This is a genomic window from Streptomyces liliiviolaceus, assembly GCF_018070025.1.
In the GTDB taxonomy this organism is placed as follows: domain Bacteria; phylum Actinomycetota; class Actinomycetes; order Streptomycetales; family Streptomycetaceae; genus Streptomyces; species Streptomyces liliiviolaceus.
In genome coordinates, this window is sequence record NZ_JAGPYQ010000001.1 from 186,616 (window position 1) to 205,914 (window position 19,299).

Sequence of the window (19,299 nt, forward strand, 5' to 3'; positions counted from 1 at the left end):
ACAGGTGTGTCGTATGCGGGGCCTGACAGGAGTGAGACTCTGCCGTACCCCGGCGCCGGGTGGCAATTCTGTGCTGGGTGTGAAAGCTCACACCTCGTTTGCCTCAGAAGTTTTCCGGAAACGAGCGCGCACGACGACGCCGCCCGGCTAGGATCTTCGCCTTTGCCGGACGGCGCCAACTACCGCGCATCCCCCACCCGTCGGACAGACCGGGACGGGTGGGGGCAGCCGGGATCAGATCTGTCCGTCCTCCAGCATTTCGGTCACAAGGGCGGCGATCTGGGACCGCTCGGACCGGGTGAGGGTGACGTGCGCGAAGAGCGGATGCCCCTTCAGTTTCTCGACGACGGCCACCACTCCGTCGTACCGACCGACCCTGAGGTTGTCCCGCTGGGCCACGTCATGGGTCAGGATCACCCGTGAATTCGATCCGATTCGGGACAGAACGGTCAACAGGACGTTCCGTTCGAGGGATTGCGCCTCGTCCACGATCACGAACGCGTCGTGGAGCGAGCGGCCCCGGATGTGCGTGAGCGGCAGGACCTCCAGCATGCCGCGCGCGGTGATCTCCTCGATGACCTCGCGGCTGGTGACCGCGGAGAGGGTGTCGAAGACCGCCTGCGCCCAGGGGCCCATCTTCTCGGACTCGGAACCGGGCAGATAGCCCAGCTCCTGCCCGCCGACCGCGTACAGCGGCCGGAAGACCATCACCTTCTGGTGCTGGCGCCGTTCGAGCACGGCCTCCAGGCCCGCGCACAGGGCGAGCGCCGACTTTCCTGTGCCGGCCCGGCCGCCCATCGACACGATCCCGATGTCCGGGTCGAGGAGCAGATCCAGCGCGATGCGCTGCTCCGCGCTGCGGCCCTTGATGCCGAAGGCCTCCCTGTCCCCGCGTACGAGCCGGACGTTGCCCTCGGCCGTCACACGGCCCAGCGCCTTGCCGCGCTCGGACTGGATCATCAGACCCGTGTGGACGGGGAAGTCGGACGCCTCGGGGACGTACAGGCTCTCCTGGTCGAAGAGGAGGTCCACCTGCTCGCCCGAGAGCGTCAGTTCGGACATTCCGGTCCAGCCGGAGGAGCCTGTGATGGCGAGTTCCGCCCGGTACTCCTCGGCGAGGAGCCCGACCGAGGAGGCCTTGATCCGCAGCGGGAGGTCCTTCGACACGACCGTGACGTCGAAACCCTCCGCCTGCAGATTGCGGGCGACCGCGAGGATGCGGGAGTCGTTGTCCCCCAGGCGGTAGCCGCTCGGCAGCACGCTGGGGTCCGAGTGATTGAGCTCGACACGGACCGTCCCGCCCAACTCCCCCGTGGGGATGGGGGCGTCGAGACGGCCATATTTCACCCGGAACTCGTCGAGCAGACGCAGGGCCTGCCGGGCGAAGTAGCCGAGCTCGGGATGGTGCCGCTTGGCCTCCAATTCCGTGACCACGACGATCGGCAGCACTACTTCGTGCTCGTCGAAGCGGTTCATGGCGTGCGGGTCGGCCAGCAGGACGCTGGTGTCGAGAACATAGGTGCGCCGGTCTGGCATACGGCGCTTTGTGCTGGTCACCACGGAAGGACGTACCCCCTCGGATGAGGTCGGGGAGCGACGGAGGAGAGGTGGACCGGTTTCCGGCACCGATGCACGGGCCGTGAACCGGCCCTCCGCCTCGTCCGTACTGACCGCACGGTCGCGCTGGTGCAAAGGGCCTCCCGGGCGGACGGCCCCGTGCCGTCCGCTGAGATCCGACACCCGTGATTCGGGCGTCGACCTGGAGGCTTTATGCCCTCGAACGAGCCATGCCATGCCAGCACACATGACGGCGCCCTGGTGAACTCCTCATTACTTCCACCCCAAAGGACCAATCCCCGGTCCCGCGGCAGCCCCTGGCGGTGGGGCCGCCTCGGTCCCTCATCCGCCGTAGCGCCGGTGGCGGGCCGCGTAGTCGCGCAGGGCGCGCAGGAAGTCGACCTTGCGGAAGGCCGGCCAGAAGACCTCACAGAAGTAGTACTCGGAGTGGGCCGTCTGCCAGAGCATGAATCCGGACAGCCGCTGCTCGCCGCTCGTACGGATCACGAGGTCGGGGTCGGGCTGGTCGCTGGTGTAGAGGTGCTTGCCGATCATGTCGACGCTGACGTCCTCGGCGAGTTTCTCCAACGAGGTGCCCTTGTCGGCGTGGTCGAGGATCATCGAGCGCACGGCGTCGGCGATCTCCTGCCGGCCGCCGTAGCCGATGGCGACGTTGACCAGTATTCCGCCGACGTGCGCGGTGGACTCCTCGGCCTCCTTCAGGACGGTCTGCATCCGCGAGGGCAGGATGTCCGGCGTGCCGACGTGGTGCACGCGCCAGCGGCCGTCGGCGGCGAGGGAACTCACGACGTTCTCGATGATGCCGAGCAGCGGTACGAGTTCTTCCTCCGGGCGGTCGAAGTTGTCCGTGGACAACAGCCAGAGGGTGACGACCTCGACGTCGGTCTCGGAGCACCAGCCGAGGAATTCCTCGATCTTGTGCGCTCCGGCCCGGTGCCCCTGGGCGGCGGTGCTGCCGGCGGCCTTCGCCCAGCGCCGGTTGCCGTCCATGATGACCCCGATGTGCTTGGGCACCTGGTCGTGGTCAAGGTGGCCTTCCACCCTGCGTGCATAGAACCTGACCAGCAAGCGGCGCAGGTTGTCGCGCAGGTTCACGTTTTCGTCAGCCCCTCCGTGCAGATGGCAGTCCCCGAGGGCGACACCCTACCCCCGCCGGAGCGGCTCTCCCCCTAGGGGTGCAAGGGCTCCCGGCCGATGGACGGGCCGTGGCGCGGACCGGAAGTGGACCGGAAGCGGACCGATGGGCGGACCGGGAGCGGGCCCGGAGCGGACCGGTGAGCAGGACGGGAGCGAGGGCGCCCGGTTCGGTACGAGGGCTGCTCCGGGGCGTACGCCCGGCGTGTGTCGGGGCACAAAAAAACGGGCCGGTCCGTGGGGGGGGAGACGGACCGGCCCGAGGGGGGGTTTCCACCATAACCCTTCGTAAGTGATGTCGCGCGCATCGGCGTGCCACAACTACTCTCCGGAGTCGGCCGACACCGTCTGAGTGGGAGTGGAAGCGTTCATTCAGTGGCAGATCATGGCCGATTCCCAGCTAATTCGAAGGAGATCGAGGAGAATTCGAAGAGAACCAGGGGGTTCGCACGAGGATATGGGGTGTCGACCCGTCCGTCTCGGACGTACGCCCCAAGAGTGACGCGGCCGGGTGACGACCGCCCCCGCCCCGGGAATCAAGGGGAGTGGCGGGCACCGCGCAGCCCCCTCCGCAGCGCGGTGCCGTCCCGCGCAGCTTTGCTGACGCGAATTGCCTTGGTCCGAACTTACGGGACCCCGAAGAGCGGAATGAGCCAATCGGCATAACGATGTGGAAACTCTGTGTGCGTTTCAGGGATTTTTGCAGCCACCCCACCCGGCCCCCGGAGGCAGTTGGCGCTATTTGCTCCGTCTTGAGTGTTTACAGCAGATAATTTCCCTCACACATGGGTTGCTCACCATTTGCCCGGATGTGAACGTCGATTCGTGTGGCCGTCGGCCTCAGCGGCCAGGATCCGACCTACTTCCCGCCTAGCGTCGCCGCCATGACATCGAGGATCACGAAGGTCACCTGGGCCGAGGCGAGCGCGCGGCGCTACGGGCGTCAACTGCTGCACCTGCCCGCGCGGTCCGGTACCTCCGTCGCCGCGGTCGCGTCCACGCTGCTCGCCGTGCACGCGCAGGTCCTGTCGGCGGCCGAGCTCTCCCTGGCCCTGCGGCTCGGCGGCGCGACCCGCCAGGACGTGCGCTCCGCGCTGTGGGAGGACCGGAGCCTGGTGAAGACGTACGGCCCGCGGGGCACGATCCATCTCCTCGCCGCCGACGAACTCCCCTTCTGGACCGCCGCCCTGACCGCCGTGCCGGGCGGGACGAGCCCGAACCCGGCGGTGCGCATGACCGCCGAACAGGAGGAACAGGTCGTCGCCGCGGTCGGCGACGCCCTCGACGGACGGCGGCTGACCATCGACGAGCTGTCCGAGGAGGTCGTGGCCCGCACCGGACCGTGGGCCGGGGACCTGGTGATGGAGGCGTTCCAGGGCAAGTGGCCGCGCTGGCGCCAGGTGATGCACCGCACGGGCCAGTCCGGCGCCCTGTGCTTCGCGCCGAACCGGGGCCGCAAGGCGACGTACACCCGCCCGCCGCACTTCGACCCGCTCCCCGCCGACGAGGCCCTCGCCACCCTCGTACGCCATTATCTGCGCGCGTACGGTCCCGCGACGCCGCAGCACTTCGCCAAGTGGGCCGCCGCGCCACGGGGTTGGGCCGCCGCCCTCTTCTCGTCGCTGGCCGCGTCCGGCGGGATCGAGGAGGTCGACTTCGAGGGGACACCGGCCTGGGTGGTGGCGGGCGACAGGGACTTCCCCACCGAGCCCGTACGGGGCGTGCGGCTCCTCCCCTACTTCGACGCGTACGCCGTCGCCGCCCAGCCGCGTGAGCGGATGTTCCCAGGCGCCGCCTACCAGCGGGCCCTGGCCGGCGGACAGGCGGGGAACTTTCCCGTGCTGCTCGTCGACGGGGTGGTCGCGGGGGTCTGGCACCAGCGGCGGCAGGGGAAGCGGACCACGGTGACGGTGGAGCCGCTGGGACGGCTGACCGCCGCGCAGGAGAGGGAACTGGGCGAGCAGGTCGAGCGGGTGGGCGAGATCCTGGAGGCCGTACCGCAACTGGTGGTGGGGAAGGTGACGGCGGGGGCGCACGCCTGACCGGCCCGGGCACGGGGCCCGGGAGCACTTGGTGACCTACTCGCGCCAGGCGCTCTCCCGCAGGAGCCGCAGGCCGTTGAGCCCGACCAGGATCGTGGAGCCCTCGTGGCCGGCGACGCCGAGGGGCAGCGGCAGATGGCCCGCGAGGTCCCAGACGACCAGGACGCCGATGAACGCACCCGCCAGGCACAGGTTCTGCACGACCAGGCGCCGGGCGCGCCGGGAGAGGGCGACCGCCCTGGGGACGGCGGTGAGGTCGTCGTGGACGAGTACGGCGTCCGCGGTCTCCAGGGCCAGGTCCGAGCCCGCCCGGCCCATCGCGATGCCGGTGTGGGCGGCGGCCAGGGCGGGGGCGTCGTTCACCCCGTCGCCGACGAAGAGCACCCGGCCGCCCATTTCCCGTACCGCTTCGGCCTTCTCGTGCGGGAGCAGGCCGGCGCGTACGCCGTCGGAGGGGATGCCGGTCCGCTCGGCGACGGAGTGCGCTGCCCGCGAGCTGTCGCCGGTGAGGAGTGCGGGCGGGGCTGTGGTGAGGCGGTTCAGCGCGGTGACGGCCTCGGGGGCGCCGGGGCGGATCCGGTCGGCGAGGAGCAGCCAGCCCGCGCGGACGCCGTCCACGCGCACCACGACCGCCGTGCCGTCGGTGTCGGGGACCGCCGTCCCCTCACCGAGACGCTCGGGCGAACCGACCGCCACCTCGCGTCCGGCGACGGTCGCGGTGACTCCGCGGCCGGGTGCGGACCGGAAGTCGTACGCCTCCCCGTGCGTCTCGCCGCGCGGGAGGTCGTGCGCGGCGGCCACGATCGCGCGGGCCAGCGGGTGCTCGCTGCGGTGCTCGGCGGCGGCCGCGAGGGAGAGCAGCTCGTTCTCCGCGAAGCCGGGCCCGGGCTCAGGCTCGGGGAGGATCTTGACGAGGTGGGGGGTGCCCTCGGTGAGCGTGCCGGTCTTGTCGTAGGCGATCCGGTCGGTCTGTCCGAGGCGTTCCATCACGACGGCGGACTTGATGAGCACGCCGTGGCGGCCCGCGTTGGCGATGGCCGACAGGAGCGGCGGCATCGTCGCCAGGACCACCGCGCACGGCGAGGCGACGATCATGAAGGTCATGGCGCGCAGGAGCGCCCCGGTGAGGTCGGCGCCGAAGGCCAGCGGGACGGCGAAGACGAGGACGGTCGCGGCCACCATGCCGAGCGCGTAGCGGTGTTCGATCCGCTCGACGAAGAGCTGGGTGGGGGCCTTCGTACGGGACGCCTCCTCGACGAGGGCGACGACCCGCGCGATGACCGTGTCGGAGGGGTCGCGCTCGACGCGGACGCGCAGGGCGCCGGTCCCGTTCAGGGTCCCGGCGAAGACCTCGTCGCCCGCCGCCTTCGGTACGGGCAGGGGTTCGCCGGTGATGGTCGCCTGGTCGATGTCGCTCGCACCGTCGAGGACGCGGCCGTCGGCCGCGACGCGCTCACCGGGGCGTACGAGGATCACGTCGCCGATGGCGAGCGCGGACGCCTCGACGGTCTCCTCCCTCTCCCCCTCGCCCGCTACCTCCTTCTCTTCCGCCGCGCCGCTCGCGGGGTGCAGCCGGGTGGCCGTGGGGGGTGCCAGACCGAGGAGGCCGCGGACGCTGTCCTCGGTGCGGGCGGTGGCCAGGGCCTCCATCGCGCCCGAGGTGGCGAAGATGACGATGAGCAGCGCGCCGTCCATGACCTGGCCGATCGAGGCCGCGCCGAGCGCCGCGACGATCATCAGCAGGTCGACGTCGAGGGTCTTCGCGCGCAGCGCCCTGAGCCCTTCGAGGGCGGGCTCCCAGCCGCCCGCCAGATAGGCGGCGGCGTACAGCGGGCCCCACAGCCAGGCGGTCGCGCCGAGCAGGTGGAGCGGGAGCGCGAGCAGGAAGGCCGCCGTGGAGACGGCGGCCCAGCGGGCTTCGGGCAGGGCGAGGAGACGGGTGTCGGTGGGCTGCACGAGCGCCACCATACAGGAACACATGAATACGTCTTCATCTGTGCCGATGGATTTCTCTGGGCCGGCGCGGACGTCTCGCTACGATGTCGGCATGGGTCATGGAGTGGATGCGAAGAGCAGCATCCGCGATCGTCTGGACGCCGTCGGCGCCGCGGACGTCGCGGCGACGCTCCAGGCCCTGGCCACGCCTTCCCGGCTGCGCATCCTGGCGCGCCTGCGGGAGGGCCCGTGCGCGGTCGGCGAACTCGCCGGAGCGGCCGACCTGGAGCAGTCGGCGTGCTCCCACCAGCTGCGGCTGCTGCGGAACCTGGGGCTCGTCACGGGAGAGCGGCGCGGACGGTCGATCGTGTACGCGCTGTACGACGACCATGTGGCGGAGCTGCTGGAGCAGGCGCTGCACCACGTGGAGCATCTGCGGCTGGGGCTGCGGGACGAGGCGTGACCGTCCTGACGTGACCGTCGCGGTGCGCGGGTCAGGCTTCGGGCCTGCGGGCCTCGATGAGGTGACGGGTGCTGTGGGCCACGAACGGGCCCTCCGCCTCGATCCGCTCGTGCAGGCGCACCAGTTGGGGCCGGTACCGGTCGACGGTGAAGCCGGGCACCATCCACACCACCTTCCGCAGGAAGTGCACGACGGCCCCGATGTCGTGAAACTCCATCCGCAGCCTCGCCGCCTTCAGGTCGACGATCCGCAGCCCTGCCGCCTCGGCGCCGGCGCGCTCGCGGTCGGGGTGGCGGTCGCTCCGCCCGGCTTCGGGCTGCGGGCCGAGGAAGTACTCGATGATCTCGAAGACGCTGCCGGGGCCCACGTGCTGGGCGAAGTACGTGCCGCCCGGTTGGAGCACGCGGGCGATCTCCGTCCAGTGCGGGGTCACCGGGTGCCGGCTCACGACGAGGTCGAAGGCCTGGTCGCCGAAGGGCAGCGGGGCGTCCTCCGGGGCGGCGACGACGACCGCGCCGAGCGGATGGAGCAGGGCGGTGGCCTTGGCGACGTTCGGGGGCCAGCCCTCGGTGGCGACGGTGAGCGTCGGCAGCTTCCGCGCGGAGGCGAGCACTTCGCCGCCGCCGGTCTGGATGTCGAGAGCGGCGTCCGCTCGGGCGAGGCGCTCCGCCATGGCTCGCGCGTATCCCCAGGAGGGGCGTTCCTCGGTGGCCCGCCCCTCGAACCACGAGAAGTCCCACCCCTCGGTCGGGACGGCCTCGGCTTCGGCGACGAGTTCTTGGAAGGACCTCATCGGGCGATGGTGACAGGAGGTGCGGACGGGTCGCGACAGGTTTCCTACCGGGTTACTCCCGTGTCGGGGGCTCGTCGAGTAGGGGTTCCTCGTCGAGTACGAGGAGGGTGTGGACGTCGTCGCCGTGCCGGACCGTGCCCGCCGGGCGGAAGCCGTGCCGTTCCAGGAGGCGGACCGAGGCGGTGTTCCCGGCGAACGGGTCGGCGTAGAGCGGGCGGACACGCTCCTCGCGGAGGAAGAGCGCGAGCGCCACGGTGCCGATGCCTCTGCCCCAGTAGGGCCGCCCGAGCCAGTACCCGACGAAGCGCCGCCGTGTCTCTCCTTCCCCGTCCCACCAGGCGACGATGTGACCGGCCGGGGCGCCGTCCACGTCGACCGTCCGGACGAGCACAGTGTCGTCGCCGAGGATGCGCGTGGCCCAGTGGGTCATGAAGCGCCCGCGCGGCCGGGCGGGAAATCTCGACCGGCGGGTCGCCTCGGGGTCCTGCTCCTGTTCGAAGAACGCCTCCAAGTCGGCTTCCGCCACGGGTCTCAGCCGTACGTCCGCCCGGGTGTGCGCGTGGTCGCTCATACCGAGGGAGTCTGGCAGGAGGCACTGACAGTCGCCGGGCCGTCGCCGTCGCTCAGGGCACGAGGGGGCGTACCTCTTCGGCGGTGAAACGGATGAAACGCTCGGGGTCCGGTTCGTCGGCGGTGGGCTGGAGGACGACCGTGTCGGCGCCCGCCTCCGTGAGGCGCCGCACGGCCTTGGCGACGGCGCCCGCGTCCCCGGCGACGCCGAGGTCCGGGACCGATGCCACGCCCTCGGCCTCCAGTTCGGCGTGGAGCCGGTCGGCGGCGCCGGGGCCGGTGGCGGTGAGGAGGTAGACGACGACGGTGTGCGGGGCGTCGGTACGGGAGGCCGACGCCCGCCCCTCGTCGATGAGTTGCCGGGCCTTGCGTACGCCGTCGGGGGGCGTGCTCGCGGTGAGGATCGTGCCGTCCGCGGCCTCTCCGGAGAGCTTGAGCGAACGGGGGCCGGTGGCTCCGGCGAGGATCGGCACGGGCGCGGGCGGGGGCCAGTCGAGGGCGACGCCGTCGAGCTTCACGTACCGGCCGTCGGTGGTGACGTGCTCACCGGCGAGCAGGGCGCGCAGGGCGGCGAGGTATTCGCGCAGGAGCGTCACGGGCGACTCGGCCCGCGCGCCGACCTGCCCCATCCAGCTCTGCACGCCGTGGCCGACGCCCAGGACGGGCCGGCCCGGGAAGAGCCGGTGCAGGGTGGCGGCCTCCATGGCGGTGACGGCGACGTTGCGCAGGGGCACGGGGAGGAGGCCGACGCCGACGCGGAGCCGTTCGGTCCAGGCGAGGGCGGCCGCCGCGGCGGAGATGCCCCCTTCGAGGAAGCAGTCCTCCCACAGCCAGAGCTCCTCCAGCCCCGCGTCGTCCGCGGCACGGACCAGCTCTCGCAGACGTTCTGGTGGCAGTTGAGGCCGAAAGACAGCACCGAGTGAGGTCATGGCCTGTTCCTACCCGGGGGGTGGGAGGGGCTCAACCCTCCTTCGGGAACGTGACCTCCACCCGGCGGTTCTTTCTACGGCCCTGTTCCGAGGTGTTGTCGGCGATCGGGTAGTCCTCGCTGTAGCCGCGGACCACGAAGGTGACGTTCATTCCGCCGAGGTTCGAGGCCAGTTCCTCGTGGACGACCTCCGCCCGCCGCTTGGAGAGGGTGAGGCCGTGGGCGTACGAGCCGAGGTTGTCCGTGAAGCCGAAGACGCGGACGTTCGTGGCCTTCTGGGACTTGATCTCGTTCGCGATCGCCGCGATGCGGGCGTTCGCCTCCGGGTTGAGCTTCGAGCTGTCCTTGGGGAAGAGGACCTCCGCCTGGAGCGCGAACGTCACGTTCTCGTTCGTGTCCTCGCGCCGCTCCTCCCCGCCGAGGTCCTCGACGACCGACTTGATGTCGAGCACCCGGGCGCCGGCGAGCGTCGCGCCGTCGGCCAGCTTCAGCCCCGGGCTGTTCGCGTCCACCTCCGGTGGCGGGGACGTGCTGACGCTGCCCGGCGGGGAGCTCGGGTCCTCGTCGTCCGCATGGGCCGAGGTCAGCGGCGTCATGAAGACGAGGGTCGTGAGGGCGGTGAGGGTGATCGACGTGGCGCGGGGGGTGAGGGGCATGGTCACTCGCCCTCGGAGATCTCGACGGAGGCCGGGGGCATCGAGCCGACCTGGAAGGAGACCTTGGTGGTGTCTTCGGGTGGGGCGGGGAACTGGGCGAACCACTCCGTGGTCTCGCCCGACCGGACGCCGCCGGTGAACCTGGTGCAGAGGCAGCGTCCCTCCGTGTCGCGCAGCACCAGGTACTTCTTCTTGCCGGTCTGGTCGACCAGGCTGGCCCCCGCGATGGATCCGCCGTTCCCGGCCAGCTCCCGCTCGTCACCCCGCCAGTCCGCCGCCACCCACGACTTTCCGCTGTTGTTGGTCACCGTCCCCTCGACGGTGACGAAGCCGCCGTCGTCCCTGTTCGCCGAGGTGACGGCCAGCGTCAGGCCGCCGCTCTTCACTTCGGCCAGGATCTGCTGCGCGGAGGGCGACTCGGACTTCTCCTTGTCGTCGCCCCCGTCGTTCTTCGCCGGCGAGGAGGACGACGGGTTCTTGTCCGAACCCTCGTCGTCGCCGCCTCCGCCGCAGCCGGCCACCGTGAGGACCAGCCCAGTCGTGATCGCCACGGCGGTCAGTACCGTGCGGCCCTTCGTGGTGCGCCGAATGTTCATCGGTACGGCTTCCTTTCACTCGGCCAGTTGCACAGAGAACAGCACGGACGCGTCGGGAAGGTCGTCCAAATCGAAATCTTCGGGGTCGATTTCCAAAATGTCGCCGTCACAATCCAGTTCGACGACGTCCATCGGATCGTCGGGCACGTCGAAGTCGCAGCGGGGTTTGATGACGGCCGCCGCGTCGGCGGTCGCGTGCATGCCCTCCGTGCCCGGAATGATCGAGTCCCCGACCGTGTAGTTGGTCTCGATCTGCACCTCGAAGCCGGGGAACCCGGCCGCGGCGTAGGGGGCGAACCCCGTCACGCTCGCGTCGTTCTCGGCGGCCAGCTCACCGGCCGCGCCCGCGGCTCCGGCACCGTCGAATCCGTCGCCGTCGAGCCAGTCCAGCCAGTGGTCGTCCACGCCGACGGCGCCCTCCAGGCCCTCCACCAGTTCGTCCCTGGCGTCCTGTGCCGCCGCCAACGCGGCGGCGTCCGCCGCGGACTGCGCTCCGTTCCGGGCGGACGCCGCCTGGGCGAACGCGAAGAAGGCGAACGCGGCGAAGAGCAGAATCCCCGTCAGCCAGATGGAGACCGGGAGGGTCGCCCCCCGGTCACCGAGCAGCCGTGCGGGGGGCGCTGAGGGCGCGGGGGTCAGCCGCCGATGACCTGATTGACGGCGTCCAGGATCGCGCCGGAGATCAGGCCGTCGAGACCGAGGCCGTCGATCAGGGTGAAGATCCCGGCGATCAGGATCATCAGGCCCGCGTACTCCACGAAGCCCGCTCCCGCGTCCCGGTCCCGTCCGCGCATCCGGGAGGCCACGGTCCGGACCCGCCCGCGAAGCGCCCGCTTCAATCCCGTGGACGTCTCCGGCTCCAGGTTGTTGGTCACAGTGATCCCTTCCCTCCCACCCAAAACCACTACCGTCTCGCGCACCGTACGTGAGAATCCGCCTACTGCGGGTGGGTCCAGGGGCCCAACTTCTCCTGGTCGGAGTCATCGGTTCCACCCCCCGTGGGCCGTGCCCAGCCAGCAGGCGATCGCTTCGCTGCGCGAAGAACTGTGCAGCTTCGCGAAGATGCGGTTGATGTGATTCTTCACCGTCTTCTCGCTGATGAAGCACGTGGCGGCGATCTGCTGGTTGCTCATGCCGGCCGCGATGAGATCCATGACCTCCACCTCCCGTGAACTCAGGCCATGATCAAGGCGGTTGTGGCCGCGGCGGTGGAGTCCCGTCGCGTAGGCGGGGCGAGCCTTCCACGACTGTGCCACAACCGATTGCAGCTGCGAAGAGCTTTGGTTCGGTTCGTACGAAACACCGAGCGAATCCGAGACACCGACGGCGGACGAGGTGAAGGTCGCCGTCCCGTCGCCCAGGTCCCGTACCGCCATGATCAGTTCATCCGCGGTGAACTCCCCGTGCACCAGATAGCCGACCGCGCCCCGGCGCAACGCCTCGGCCACCACCTCGGGTTCACGGCTGTACGTCAGCATCATCACCAGCGCCAGCCGGGCCAGCCGGGGAAGCGCCGTCAGGCCGTCGGTGCCGGGCATGCGCACGTCCAGGAGGATCACGTCGGGGCGGTGACAGGTCGCGGCGGCGACCGCCTCCGCGCCGTCGGCCGCCTGGGCCACCACCCGGATGTCGGGGTGGGCGTTCAGCAGGGCCGCGAGACCGGCCCGGACGACCGGATTGTCGTCGGCCACCAGCACGCGCAGGAGCGGGCCGGGAAGTGCCTGGTCAGGCATGTGCGGCCTCCTCTTGGGGAGAGCGTGGGAGGGGTGCGGGGACGGTGGGGGTGCGGGGGAGGGTCAGCGTGACCTCCGTGCCTCCGTGTGCGGTGCTGTGCAGGTGGAGCTCCGCGGCCACCGTCGCCGCGCGCTCCAGCATTCCCAGCAGGCCGAAATGGCCGGTATTCGCCAGGAGTCGTACGTCGTCCAGGGAGACGGCCGTGCCCTCGCCGTCGTCCCGCACCGTCAGGCGCAGGACCGACCGCGAACACTCCAGAGTCACTCGTACGTGCGTCGCGTTCGCGTGGCGGTGGGTGTTCTCCAATGCTTCCGAGGCGATCGCCAGGAGTTGGCGGGGTGCCCCCGGGGCGAGTCCGGGGGCCGGGCCCGGCCGGTGGGGGTCCTGCCGGTGGGCGAAGGTCGCCTCGATCCCCGTACGGGACTCGAAGTCCGCCACCCTCGAAGCCAGTTCCGTCACCATGTCCATCGGCGGGTGGGACATCGCCGTGTGGGCCCGCAGGTCCGTCAGGAGTTCCCTGGACTCCGTCGCCGCCCTGCGTGCCGCTCCCGCCACCGCTGTCGCCTGGGACTTGAGGGCCTGGGGGTTCGACTCGTTGTCCGCGGCGACCGCCAGGGCCTCCGCCGACAGGGCGAGGCCGTGCAGGGTCTTCGCCACCGAGTCGTGCATCTCCCGGGCCAGGCGGGCGCGTTCGGACTCCACCGCCTCCGCCACCGCCAGGCGGGAGTTCGCCTCCGCGAGCGCCTGACTGGCCGCACCGAAGCGGAACATCAGGTTCCGCAGGGTGACGCCGATAACGCCCGCCGCGACGCAGAAGCCCGCGATCAGGAGGGTGCTGGCGCCGGCTCCCGGGCGGTGTTCCCACGCCCTGAACACCGTGAGCAGGACCACGAGCTGCAGTCCCGTGAAGACTCCGGAGCCGCGCCAGCCGTACAGCAGGCCCGAGAGGAGCGGGGTGCAGACCGCCGCGTACGCGAGGGGGGACGCGGGGGACGCCGTGAGCAGGAGTATCGCGCCGAAGAACAGGTCCACCGCCATGAGGGTGGGGTGGGCGAGGAGTTGCGGAGCGCAGCGGTCCCAGTCCCTGAGCATGGCGTACGAGCCCATCACGCCGAGGACCGCGGCGGTGAGGACGGCGTGGCGGGGGAAGCCGTCGGCGGCGTTCGCCGTTGCGAAGGGGGCGCCTATGGCGATGAGGGCGAGGCGGATCGCGAATGCCTGGCGGCAGAGGGCCTGGAGGGCGTTGAGTTGGAGGCGGATGCCGTCCGGCGCCGCCGCGTCGTCCGCGAAGTAGCCTGTGGCCCACTTGGCGGAGCCGCCGGGGAGAAGGGGCGTTCGTCGGCTGCGGGCCGGATGTGGCTGGGCGCGCCCCGCGGCGGAGCCGCCACATGTCACAGCCCCGCGCCCCTTACGGGGCCACCCCTGCTTCCAGCTGCCGGCCGCCATCTCAGCGCCCCAGGATCGAGCCGAAGTTCGTTCCCGAGCCGAGGAACATGCCCGTGGCGATGAGGATCATCGTGGCCGGGAGCATGAAGACCAGCGTGACCATCGTCGCCTTGGGGATCGTCTTCGCCGCCCGGCGGCGGGAGTTCTGGGCGTCGGTGCGGCGCATGTCCGTGGCGAGCTGGATCAGGGTGTCCGCGATCGGGGAGCCCAGCTCCTCTCCCTGCTGGAGCGCCGACACGAACTGGGCGACCTGCTCGGAGGAGTTGCGCCTGCGCAGTTCGTCGAAGGCCTGGCGGCGGCTGACGCCCATGTCCATCTGGCGCAGGGTGATGCGCAGTTCGTCCGCCCACGGGCCCTCGTAGTGGTCCGCGACCCGTTCCAGGGCCTGGCGGAAGCCGAGGCCCGCCGACACCACGACCGCCAGGACGTCCAGGAAGTCGGGGAGGGTGCGGTCGATGACCTCCTTGCGGTCGCGGATCGCCTGCCAGATCAGGGCGTCGGCGGCCAGCAGGCCGAACGCCAGGGCCATCAGGGCGAAGAGGGTCCGGCCGTTGGAGAGGAAGATCAGGAAGAGCAGGGCGCCGAAGACCCCGTACACCGCGCGGCGGGCCGCGTAGCGGTTGAGGGTCAGGCCGCCGGGGTTGCCCGCCATGTCGATGCGGCGGCGTTTGGCGTCGACGCGGCGGGGGCCCATCAGACGCAGGACGAGCGGGGCGAAACGCATGCCGAGGCGGTCGACGGCCGAGTCCGCCTTCGAGACGCGGGTGCCGCCGACCTCCAGCGCGAGGGCCATGTCGCCGGGGAGCTTGGCCTCCGCGCGGTACATGCGGATACCGAGGAGGAAGCCCGCGACGGCCAGTCCCATCAGCGCGGCGAGCAGCAGAGCGATCATCCTGGACCCCTCCTCATACTTCGATCCTGCCGAGGCGGCGGATCACGAAGAAGCCGATCGTGTAGAGGCCCATGGCGATCAGGACCAGGGTCTGGCCCAGGGGGGAGCCGGTCACCTTGGCCAGGGCGCCCTCGTTCGAGGAGTTGATGAGGAGGAGGGAGCCGAGGCCGAGGAGGGGCACGGTGAAGGCCGTCGCGTTGACCTCGGAGAGCATCGTGCGGACCTCGCGGCGGGTCTCCTTGCGGTCCTCCAGGGTCTTGGTGAGGTTGCGCAGGGAGTTGACGACCGTGCCGCCCGCCTTGTTGGACAGGACCAGGGTGGTGACCAGGACGACGAGTTCGCGGGACGGCAGGCGTTCGGCCAGCTCGCCGAGCGCGTCGTCGACCGAGCGGCCGAGGGTCAGCTGGTCGGCGACCCGGGCCAGCTCCTCCCCCGCCGGGGCCTCCAACTCCTCCGCCGCCATCGCGAGGGCGGTGCGCAGGGCGAGGCCGGCCGCCGCCGCGTTGGCCAGCAGGCGTGCCACGTCCGGGAGCTGGTTGATGAAGGCCTCGATGCGCTTCTGGCGCTGCCAGTTGAGGAAGATCGCGGCGCTCCACACGCCGACCAGGCCCGCGATGGGGCCGAAGAACGGGGCCAGGGCCGCCGCCGCGATCAGCCAGAGCGCGACGACCACGGCGGCCACGTACGTGAAGAACTCGCCCGGCGTCACGTCGAGTCCCGTCGCCGACAGGCGCAGCTGGATCGTGCGGCCCAGGCGGGTGCGGCGCAGCCGGCGGTCGACGGCGGCGAAGCGGCGGGCCCGGCCGGCGGCGGTGCGCAGGGGGCCGCCGCCGGAGAGGCGGTCGACGAGGGCCTGGCGCTGGGCGCGGCCGGAGACGTACGTGTGGACGCCCGCGACGGCCAGCGTGCCGCACAGCATGGTGGCGCCGAGGGCGAGGGGGACCGCGTTGTTCACGGCTCGCTCCTCTCGGTCGGGACTGCGCCGACACCGACGACAGCGGCACTGACAGTGACAGCGGCTGCGGCTGCGGCTGCGCCCACAGCGACGACTGCGGCGGATTCAAAGGTTCCGGTGGGTGTCATCCGATCGCCTGCCGGGTGTTGAGGACGTCGATCGCCTCCGCCACCCCGAAGGCGGGCGGCAGCGGCTCGTTGGCGACGTACAGCTTCTCCGCGACCGAGCGGGGCAGCGGGAGGTGTTCGAAGTGGCCGTGGACGACCCGGTCGGGGCCGGTGGGGCGCGGGACGAAGCGGGTGACGGGCACGATGCGGAACTGTTCGCGGCCGTGCGAGACCAGCAGCGCGATCTCGGTGACCTTGCGGGAGCCGTCCGCGTGCCGGGTGAGCTGGACGACGACGTCGACCGCCGAGTTGATCTGGTCCTTGAGCGCCTCGAACGGGATCTGCACCTCGGACATCGAGCCCAGTGTCTGGAGGCGCATCAGCGCGTCCTCCGCGGAGTTCGAGTGGACGGTCGCCAGGGAGCCGTCGTGGCCCGTCGACATGGCCTGGAGCATGTCGAGCGTCTCGCCGCCGCGAACCTCACCGACGATGATGCGGTCGGGGCGCATGCGCAGGGAGTTGCGGACCAGGTCGCGGATGGTGATCTGGCCCTTGCCCTCCACGTTCGGGGGCCGGGATTCGAGGCGGATGACGTGCTCCTGCTGGAGCTGCAGTTCCGCGGAGTCCTCGATGGTGATGATGCGCTCGTGGGACGGGACGAGTCCGGAGAGCGCGTTGAGGAGCGTGGTCTTGCCCGAGCCCGTACCGCCGCTGACGATGACGTTGAAGCGTGCGCGCACGAACGCCGCGAGCAGCATCAGCATCTGCTCGTCGAGCGAGCCGAGGCCGATCAGCTCCGGGAGCGTGTACGCGCGGGGGAAGCGGCGGATCGTGAGGGTGGGGCCGGTGAGGGCGAGCGGCGGGATGATGACGTTGACGCGCTCCCCGGTGGGGAGGCGGGCGTCGACCATCGGGTTCGACTCGTCCACACGGCGGTTGACCGTGGAGACGATGCGCTCGATGGTCTGCATCAGCTGCTCGTTCGAGGCGAAGCGCAGCGGGAGCTGTTCCACGCGTCCGGCGCGCTCCACGAAGATGGAGTCCGGGCCGTTGACCATGATCTCGGTGATCGACGCGTCGGCGAGGAGGGGTTCCAGGACGCCGAGGCCGAGGGCCTCGTCGACGACCCTGCGGATCAGCTGGGAGCGCTCGGCGGTCGACAGGACCGGGCCCTCGCGGCTGATGATGTGCCCGAGGACGCGCTCCAGGCGGATGCGCCGTTCGGCCGCCGCGAGGCTCGACATCTCCGCGAGGTCGATCTCCTCCAGCAGCTTGGCACGGTAGACGGCGACGAGGTGTCCGTCCTCGCGGCCGGCTCCGCCCTCTTCGGGGGCGGCGATACGGGCTCGCAGGCTCATGTCTTCAACTCCTCTCGGTCGTACGGTGACTCGGTCGTGCGGTCAGTCGGTGTCGCGGTCGTGCGGTCGGTCGGCTGTGCGGTCGTGCGGTCAGTCGTCGGTGGGCATCGTGGCCTGGCGTTCCACCGTCACGCTCGGCAGGAGGGGGATGACGGCGGGGACCTGGAGGGTGACGGTCGCGGTGGTGAGGTCGGCGCCCTCGTCGGCCGACACGTCCGGGTTGAGCCAGCCGCTCACCGCCGCCGTCCCCGCCGCTCCCCCGTCGTCGCCCTGCGAGGCGGCCCGTGCCGCGGCCCGCGCCGCCGAACCGGCCTGGTTGATGCCGTAGCCGATCAGGCCGAGCTGGATGGCCGCCATCCCGACGAGCAGCAGGATCGGCAGGAATCCGGCGAACTCCAGCATGGAGACGCCCCGGTCGTCCCGGTCCCGTAACCGCCGCCGCAGGCGCCGCGCGAGACGCTTCATCAGTCGTCCCCCTCCAGTGCGGCCCCGGCCGTGCCCTCGACCGTCCAGCCCGCGTCGAAGCCCGGGAAGAACAGGGGCACCTGAGCGGTCACCGTGGCCTTCATGACCGGGCCCGCGACACCGCAGTCGATCCCTGCGCCGTCCCAGGCACCCGGCAGGTGCTTCCCGCCGGCGGCGCTGCAGGCACCGCCGACGTCCCCGTCGATCGCGTACGCGGCGGTCGCGGCCCGTGCCGCCTCGTCCGCCGCGTTCCCGGCGAGGGAGTACGTGTAGCCGTACAGCGCGCACTGCCACAGGATCGTCATCACGACCAGCAGGATCGGGAACATACCGGCGAATTCGAGGGTGACCGCGCCCCGGTCGCCGCCCTTGCGGCGCAGGGAGAGGGAGCCCCTGTCCTTGTCCGGGGAGGTCTTGCGGCGCCGGCCGCCACCGCCGCCCGCGGGCTGCTCGGCCATCAGGCCCAGCTCGCCCGCCAGCGCCCACAGGGCCTGCTTGACCGTCGAGCGGGTGTCCAGGTCCTGCATACGGCCCGCGTCCACGACGGACTGGAGTTCCTTGAAGGCGGCGGGGACCGTGGTGCGGACGACCTTGGTGCCGGTGACGCGTTCGACCAGGGACGGCTGTATCTCCGTACCTCGGGCGAAGCGGTTGACGACCGTGCGGGTCTCCTCGGCCTTGCGGATCTGGAGGCGGTCCCACATGCGGACCATGCGTTTGGCGGCGCGGACGGCGACGACGTCGGGGGTGACCAGGAGCAGGGCCTGGTCGGCGAGTTCGACGGCGGCGGCGTTCGCGGCGTTCAGCTGGGCGCCGCAGTCGACGACCACGAGGTCGTAGCGGGAGCGCAGGGCGCCCAGGACCTGGCGGGCGACACGGTCGGTGATCTCCTCGCCGCGTTCGCCCTCGGCAGGGGCGAGGAGCAGGCCGAGGCCGGTGTCGTGGGCGTAGACGGCGTCCTGGAGGACGCGCGGGTTGATGTCGCTGATCGCGGCGAGGTCGGCGATGGAGCGGCGGAACTGCACGTCCAGGTACGAGGCCACGTCGCCGGACTGGAGGTCCAGGTCGAGCAGGGCGACCGAGCGGCCGGAGGACTGGGCGGCCAGGGCGAGCTGGACGGCGGTGACGGTCGCGCCGACGCCGCCCTTCGCGCCGGTCACCGTGACGATCGAGCCGCCCGGTCCCGTGTACAGCTCGGGCGTGGCGCTGCCCAGGTGGCGGCGCATGCCGGTGGACCAGGCGGCGGCGGCCTGGACGCGTTCGGCGAGGGCGTCGTAGCCGAGCGGCAGGGCGACGATGCCGCGTGCGCCGCAGTCCATGGCGGCGGTCAGGACGCCGGTGCTGGTGTCGGCGGTGATGAGGACGACGCCGACGGCCGGGAAGCGCATGACCAGGTCGCGGATGACGTCGAGCGCGGGGACCGGGCCGATCCGCTCGTGGACGAGGACGACCTCGGGCAGTTCGTCGAGGGATTCGGTGGCCAGCCGGGCCAGGGTGTCCAGCAGGGCCGTGGTGTCGGGGACCGGCGGGGCGGGTTCGGCGTCGGCGAGCTGGCTCAGGAGGGTGCTGAGGGCGCGGGCCGAGTCGATGTCGCCGACGGCGGGCAGGATGCGGATGGTCATCGGCACGCCCTCGCGAGTGACGGCC

19 protein-coding genes are annotated in these 19,299 nt (G+C 71.3%); 2 read left to right on the forward strand and 17 right to left on the reverse strand.

Annotated elements, in window-relative coordinates:
- Positions 1-234: 234 nt before the first annotated feature.
- Positions 235-1,560, reverse strand: a complete 1,326-nt coding sequence (locus tag J8N05_RS00790) for a PhoH family protein (protein WP_107020261.1) — start codon at positions 1,558-1,560, stop codon at positions 235-237.
- A gap of 339 nt (positions 1,561-1,899) precedes the next feature.
- The gene (locus J8N05_RS00795) at positions 1,900-2,673 is read right to left on the reverse strand and encodes an isoprenyl transferase (protein ID WP_210880572.1); all 774 of its coding nucleotides are present in this window, start codon (positions 2,671-2,673) and stop codon (positions 1,900-1,902) included.
- 923 nt (positions 2,674-3,596) lie between these two features.
- Here J8N05_RS00795 and J8N05_RS00800 point away from each other — a divergent pair.
- A complete protein-coding gene (locus J8N05_RS00800) occupies positions 3,597-4,754 on the forward strand; it encodes a winged helix DNA-binding domain-containing protein (RefSeq protein WP_210880573.1) in 1,158 nt (385 codons plus the stop codon).
- Between the two features lie 36 nt (positions 4,755-4,790).
- Here J8N05_RS00800 and J8N05_RS00805 read toward each other — a convergent pair whose 3' ends face one another.
- Positions 4,791-6,710, reverse strand: coding sequence for a heavy metal translocating P-type ATPase (locus tag J8N05_RS00805; protein WP_282108136.1), 1,920 nt, complete (start codon positions 6,708-6,710; stop codon positions 4,791-4,793).
- A gap of 91 nt (positions 6,711-6,801) precedes the next feature.
- Here J8N05_RS00805 and J8N05_RS00810 point away from each other — a divergent pair, with 91 nt between their 5' ends.
- Positions 6,802-7,152, forward strand: coding sequence for an ArsR/SmtB family transcription factor (locus J8N05_RS00810; protein WP_210880575.1), 351 nt, complete (start codon positions 6,802-6,804; stop codon positions 7,150-7,152).
- Positions 7,153-7,183: 31 nt separating this feature from the next.
- Here J8N05_RS00810 and J8N05_RS00815 read toward each other — a convergent pair whose 3' ends face one another.
- The 14 genes from J8N05_RS00815 to J8N05_RS00880 form a co-directional block, all read right to left on the reverse strand.
- Complete coding sequence (locus tag J8N05_RS00815) at positions 7,184-7,945, reverse strand: class I SAM-dependent methyltransferase (protein ID WP_210880576.1); 762 nt, start codon at positions 7,943-7,945, stop codon at positions 7,184-7,186.
- A 52-nt stretch (positions 7,946-7,997) separates the two neighbouring features.
- Positions 7,998-8,516: a GNAT family N-acetyltransferase gene (locus tag J8N05_RS00820; protein WP_210880577.1), complete on the reverse strand. Its 519-nt coding sequence runs from the start codon at positions 8,514-8,516 to the stop codon at positions 7,998-8,000.
- A gap of 52 nt (positions 8,517-8,568) precedes the next feature.
- Positions 8,569-9,444 carry an LLM class flavin-dependent oxidoreductase gene (locus J8N05_RS00825; RefSeq protein WP_210880578.1) on the reverse strand — a complete coding sequence of 292 codons (876 nt, stop codon included), beginning with the start codon at positions 9,442-9,444 and terminating at the stop codon, positions 8,569-8,571.
- Between the two features lie 31 nt (positions 9,445-9,475).
- The gene (locus J8N05_RS00830; RefSeq protein ID WP_210880579.1) at positions 9,476-10,099 is read right to left on the reverse strand and encodes an OmpA family protein; all 624 of its coding nucleotides are present in this window, start codon (positions 10,097-10,099) and stop codon (positions 9,476-9,478) included.
- A gap of 2 nt (positions 10,100-10,101) precedes the next feature.
- Entirely contained in the window at positions 10,102-10,695 is a 594-nt protein-coding gene (locus tag J8N05_RS00835) for a hypothetical protein (RefSeq protein ID WP_210880580.1), read from the reverse strand.
- Between the two features lie 15 nt (positions 10,696-10,710).
- On the reverse strand, positions 10,711-11,334 hold the full coding sequence (locus J8N05_RS00840; protein WP_282108184.1) for a pilus assembly protein TadG-related protein: 624 nt from the start codon (positions 11,332-11,334) through the stop codon (positions 10,711-10,713).
- A complete protein-coding gene (locus J8N05_RS00845) occupies positions 11,331-11,534 on the reverse strand; it encodes a hypothetical protein (RefSeq protein ID WP_247706644.1) in 204 nt (67 codons plus the stop codon). Before J8N05_RS00845 ends, J8N05_RS00840 begins: the two co-directional genes overlap by 4 nt.
- A gap of 141 nt (positions 11,535-11,675) precedes the next feature.
- A complete protein-coding gene (locus J8N05_RS00850; protein ID WP_210880581.1) occupies positions 11,676-12,428 on the reverse strand; it encodes a response regulator in 753 nt (250 codons plus the stop codon).
- Positions 12,421-13,824, reverse strand: a complete 1,404-nt coding sequence (locus J8N05_RS00855) for a sensor histidine kinase (protein WP_247706088.1) — start codon at positions 13,822-13,824, stop codon at positions 12,421-12,423. Before J8N05_RS00855 ends, J8N05_RS00850 begins: the two co-directional genes overlap by 8 nt.
- A gap of 52 nt (positions 13,825-13,876) precedes the next feature.
- Positions 13,877-14,767 (reverse strand): DUF5936 domain-containing protein, encoded by an 891-nt coding sequence (locus J8N05_RS00860; protein WP_210880583.1) that lies wholly within the window; start codon positions 14,765-14,767, stop codon positions 13,877-13,879.
- A gap of 13 nt (positions 14,768-14,780) precedes the next feature.
- A complete protein-coding gene (locus J8N05_RS00865) occupies positions 14,781-15,686 on the reverse strand; it encodes a type II secretion system F family protein (protein ID WP_210889932.1) in 906 nt (301 codons plus the stop codon).
- Between the two features lie 160 nt (positions 15,687-15,846).
- Positions 15,847-17,187: a CpaF family protein gene (locus tag J8N05_RS00870; protein WP_210880584.1), complete on the reverse strand. Its 1,341-nt coding sequence runs from the start codon at positions 17,185-17,187 to the stop codon at positions 15,847-15,849.
- 90 nt (positions 17,188-17,277) lie between these two features.
- A complete protein-coding gene (locus J8N05_RS00875; RefSeq protein WP_247706089.1) occupies positions 17,278-17,652 on the reverse strand; it encodes a TadE/TadG family type IV pilus assembly protein in 375 nt (124 codons plus the stop codon).
- Entirely contained in the window at positions 17,652-19,274 is a 1,623-nt protein-coding gene (locus tag J8N05_RS00880) for an AAA family ATPase (protein WP_210880585.1), read from the reverse strand. Before J8N05_RS00880 ends, J8N05_RS00875 begins: the two co-directional genes overlap by 1 nt.
- Positions 19,275-19,299: the final 25 nt, after the last annotated feature.

Coding starts and splice junctions, on each gene's coding strand:
- J8N05_RS00800 (WP_210880573.1), top strand. CDS start 3,597: ATGACATCGAGGATCACGAAGGTCACCTGGGCCGAGGCGAGCGCGCGG.
- J8N05_RS00810 (WP_210880575.1), top strand. CDS start 6,802: ATGGGTCATGGAGTGGATGCGAAGAGCAGCATCCGCGATCGTCTGGAC.
- J8N05_RS00815 (WP_210880576.1), bottom strand. CDS start 7,945: ATGAGGTCCTTCCAAGAACTCGTCGCCGAAGCCGAGGCCGTCCCGACC.
- J8N05_RS00820 (WP_210880577.1), bottom strand. CDS start 8,516: ATGAGCGACCACGCGCACACCCGGGCGGACGTACGGCTGAGACCCGTG.
- J8N05_RS00825 (WP_210880578.1), bottom strand. CDS start 9,444: ATGACCTCACTCGGTGCTGTCTTTCGGCCTCAACTGCCACCAGAACGT.
- J8N05_RS00830 (WP_210880579.1), bottom strand. CDS start 10,099: ATGCCCCTCACCCCCCGCGCCACGTCGATCACCCTCACCGCCCTCACG.
- J8N05_RS00835 (WP_210880580.1), bottom strand. CDS start 10,695: ATGAACATTCGGCGCACCACGAAGGGCCGCACGGTACTGACCGCCGTG.
- J8N05_RS00850 (WP_210880581.1), bottom strand. CDS start 12,428: ATGCCTGACCAGGCACTTCCCGGCCCGCTCCTGCGCGTGCTGGTGGCC.
- J8N05_RS00860 (WP_210880583.1), bottom strand. CDS start 14,767: ATGATCGCTCTGCTGCTCGCCGCGCTGATGGGACTGGCCGTCGCGGGC.
- J8N05_RS00865 (WP_210889932.1), bottom strand. CDS start 15,686: ATGCTGTGCGGCACGCTGGCCGTCGCGGGCGTCCACACGTACGTCTCC.
- J8N05_RS00870 (WP_210880584.1), bottom strand. CDS start 17,187: ATGAGCCTGCGAGCCCGTATCGCCGCCCCCGAAGAGGGCGGAGCCGGC.
- J8N05_RS00875 (WP_247706089.1), bottom strand. CDS start 17,652: ATGAAGCGTCTCGCGCGGCGCCTGCGGCGGCGGTTACGGGACCGGGAC.
- J8N05_RS00880 (WP_210880585.1), bottom strand. CDS start 19,274: ATGACCATCCGCATCCTGCCCGCCGTCGGCGACATCGACTCGGCCCGC.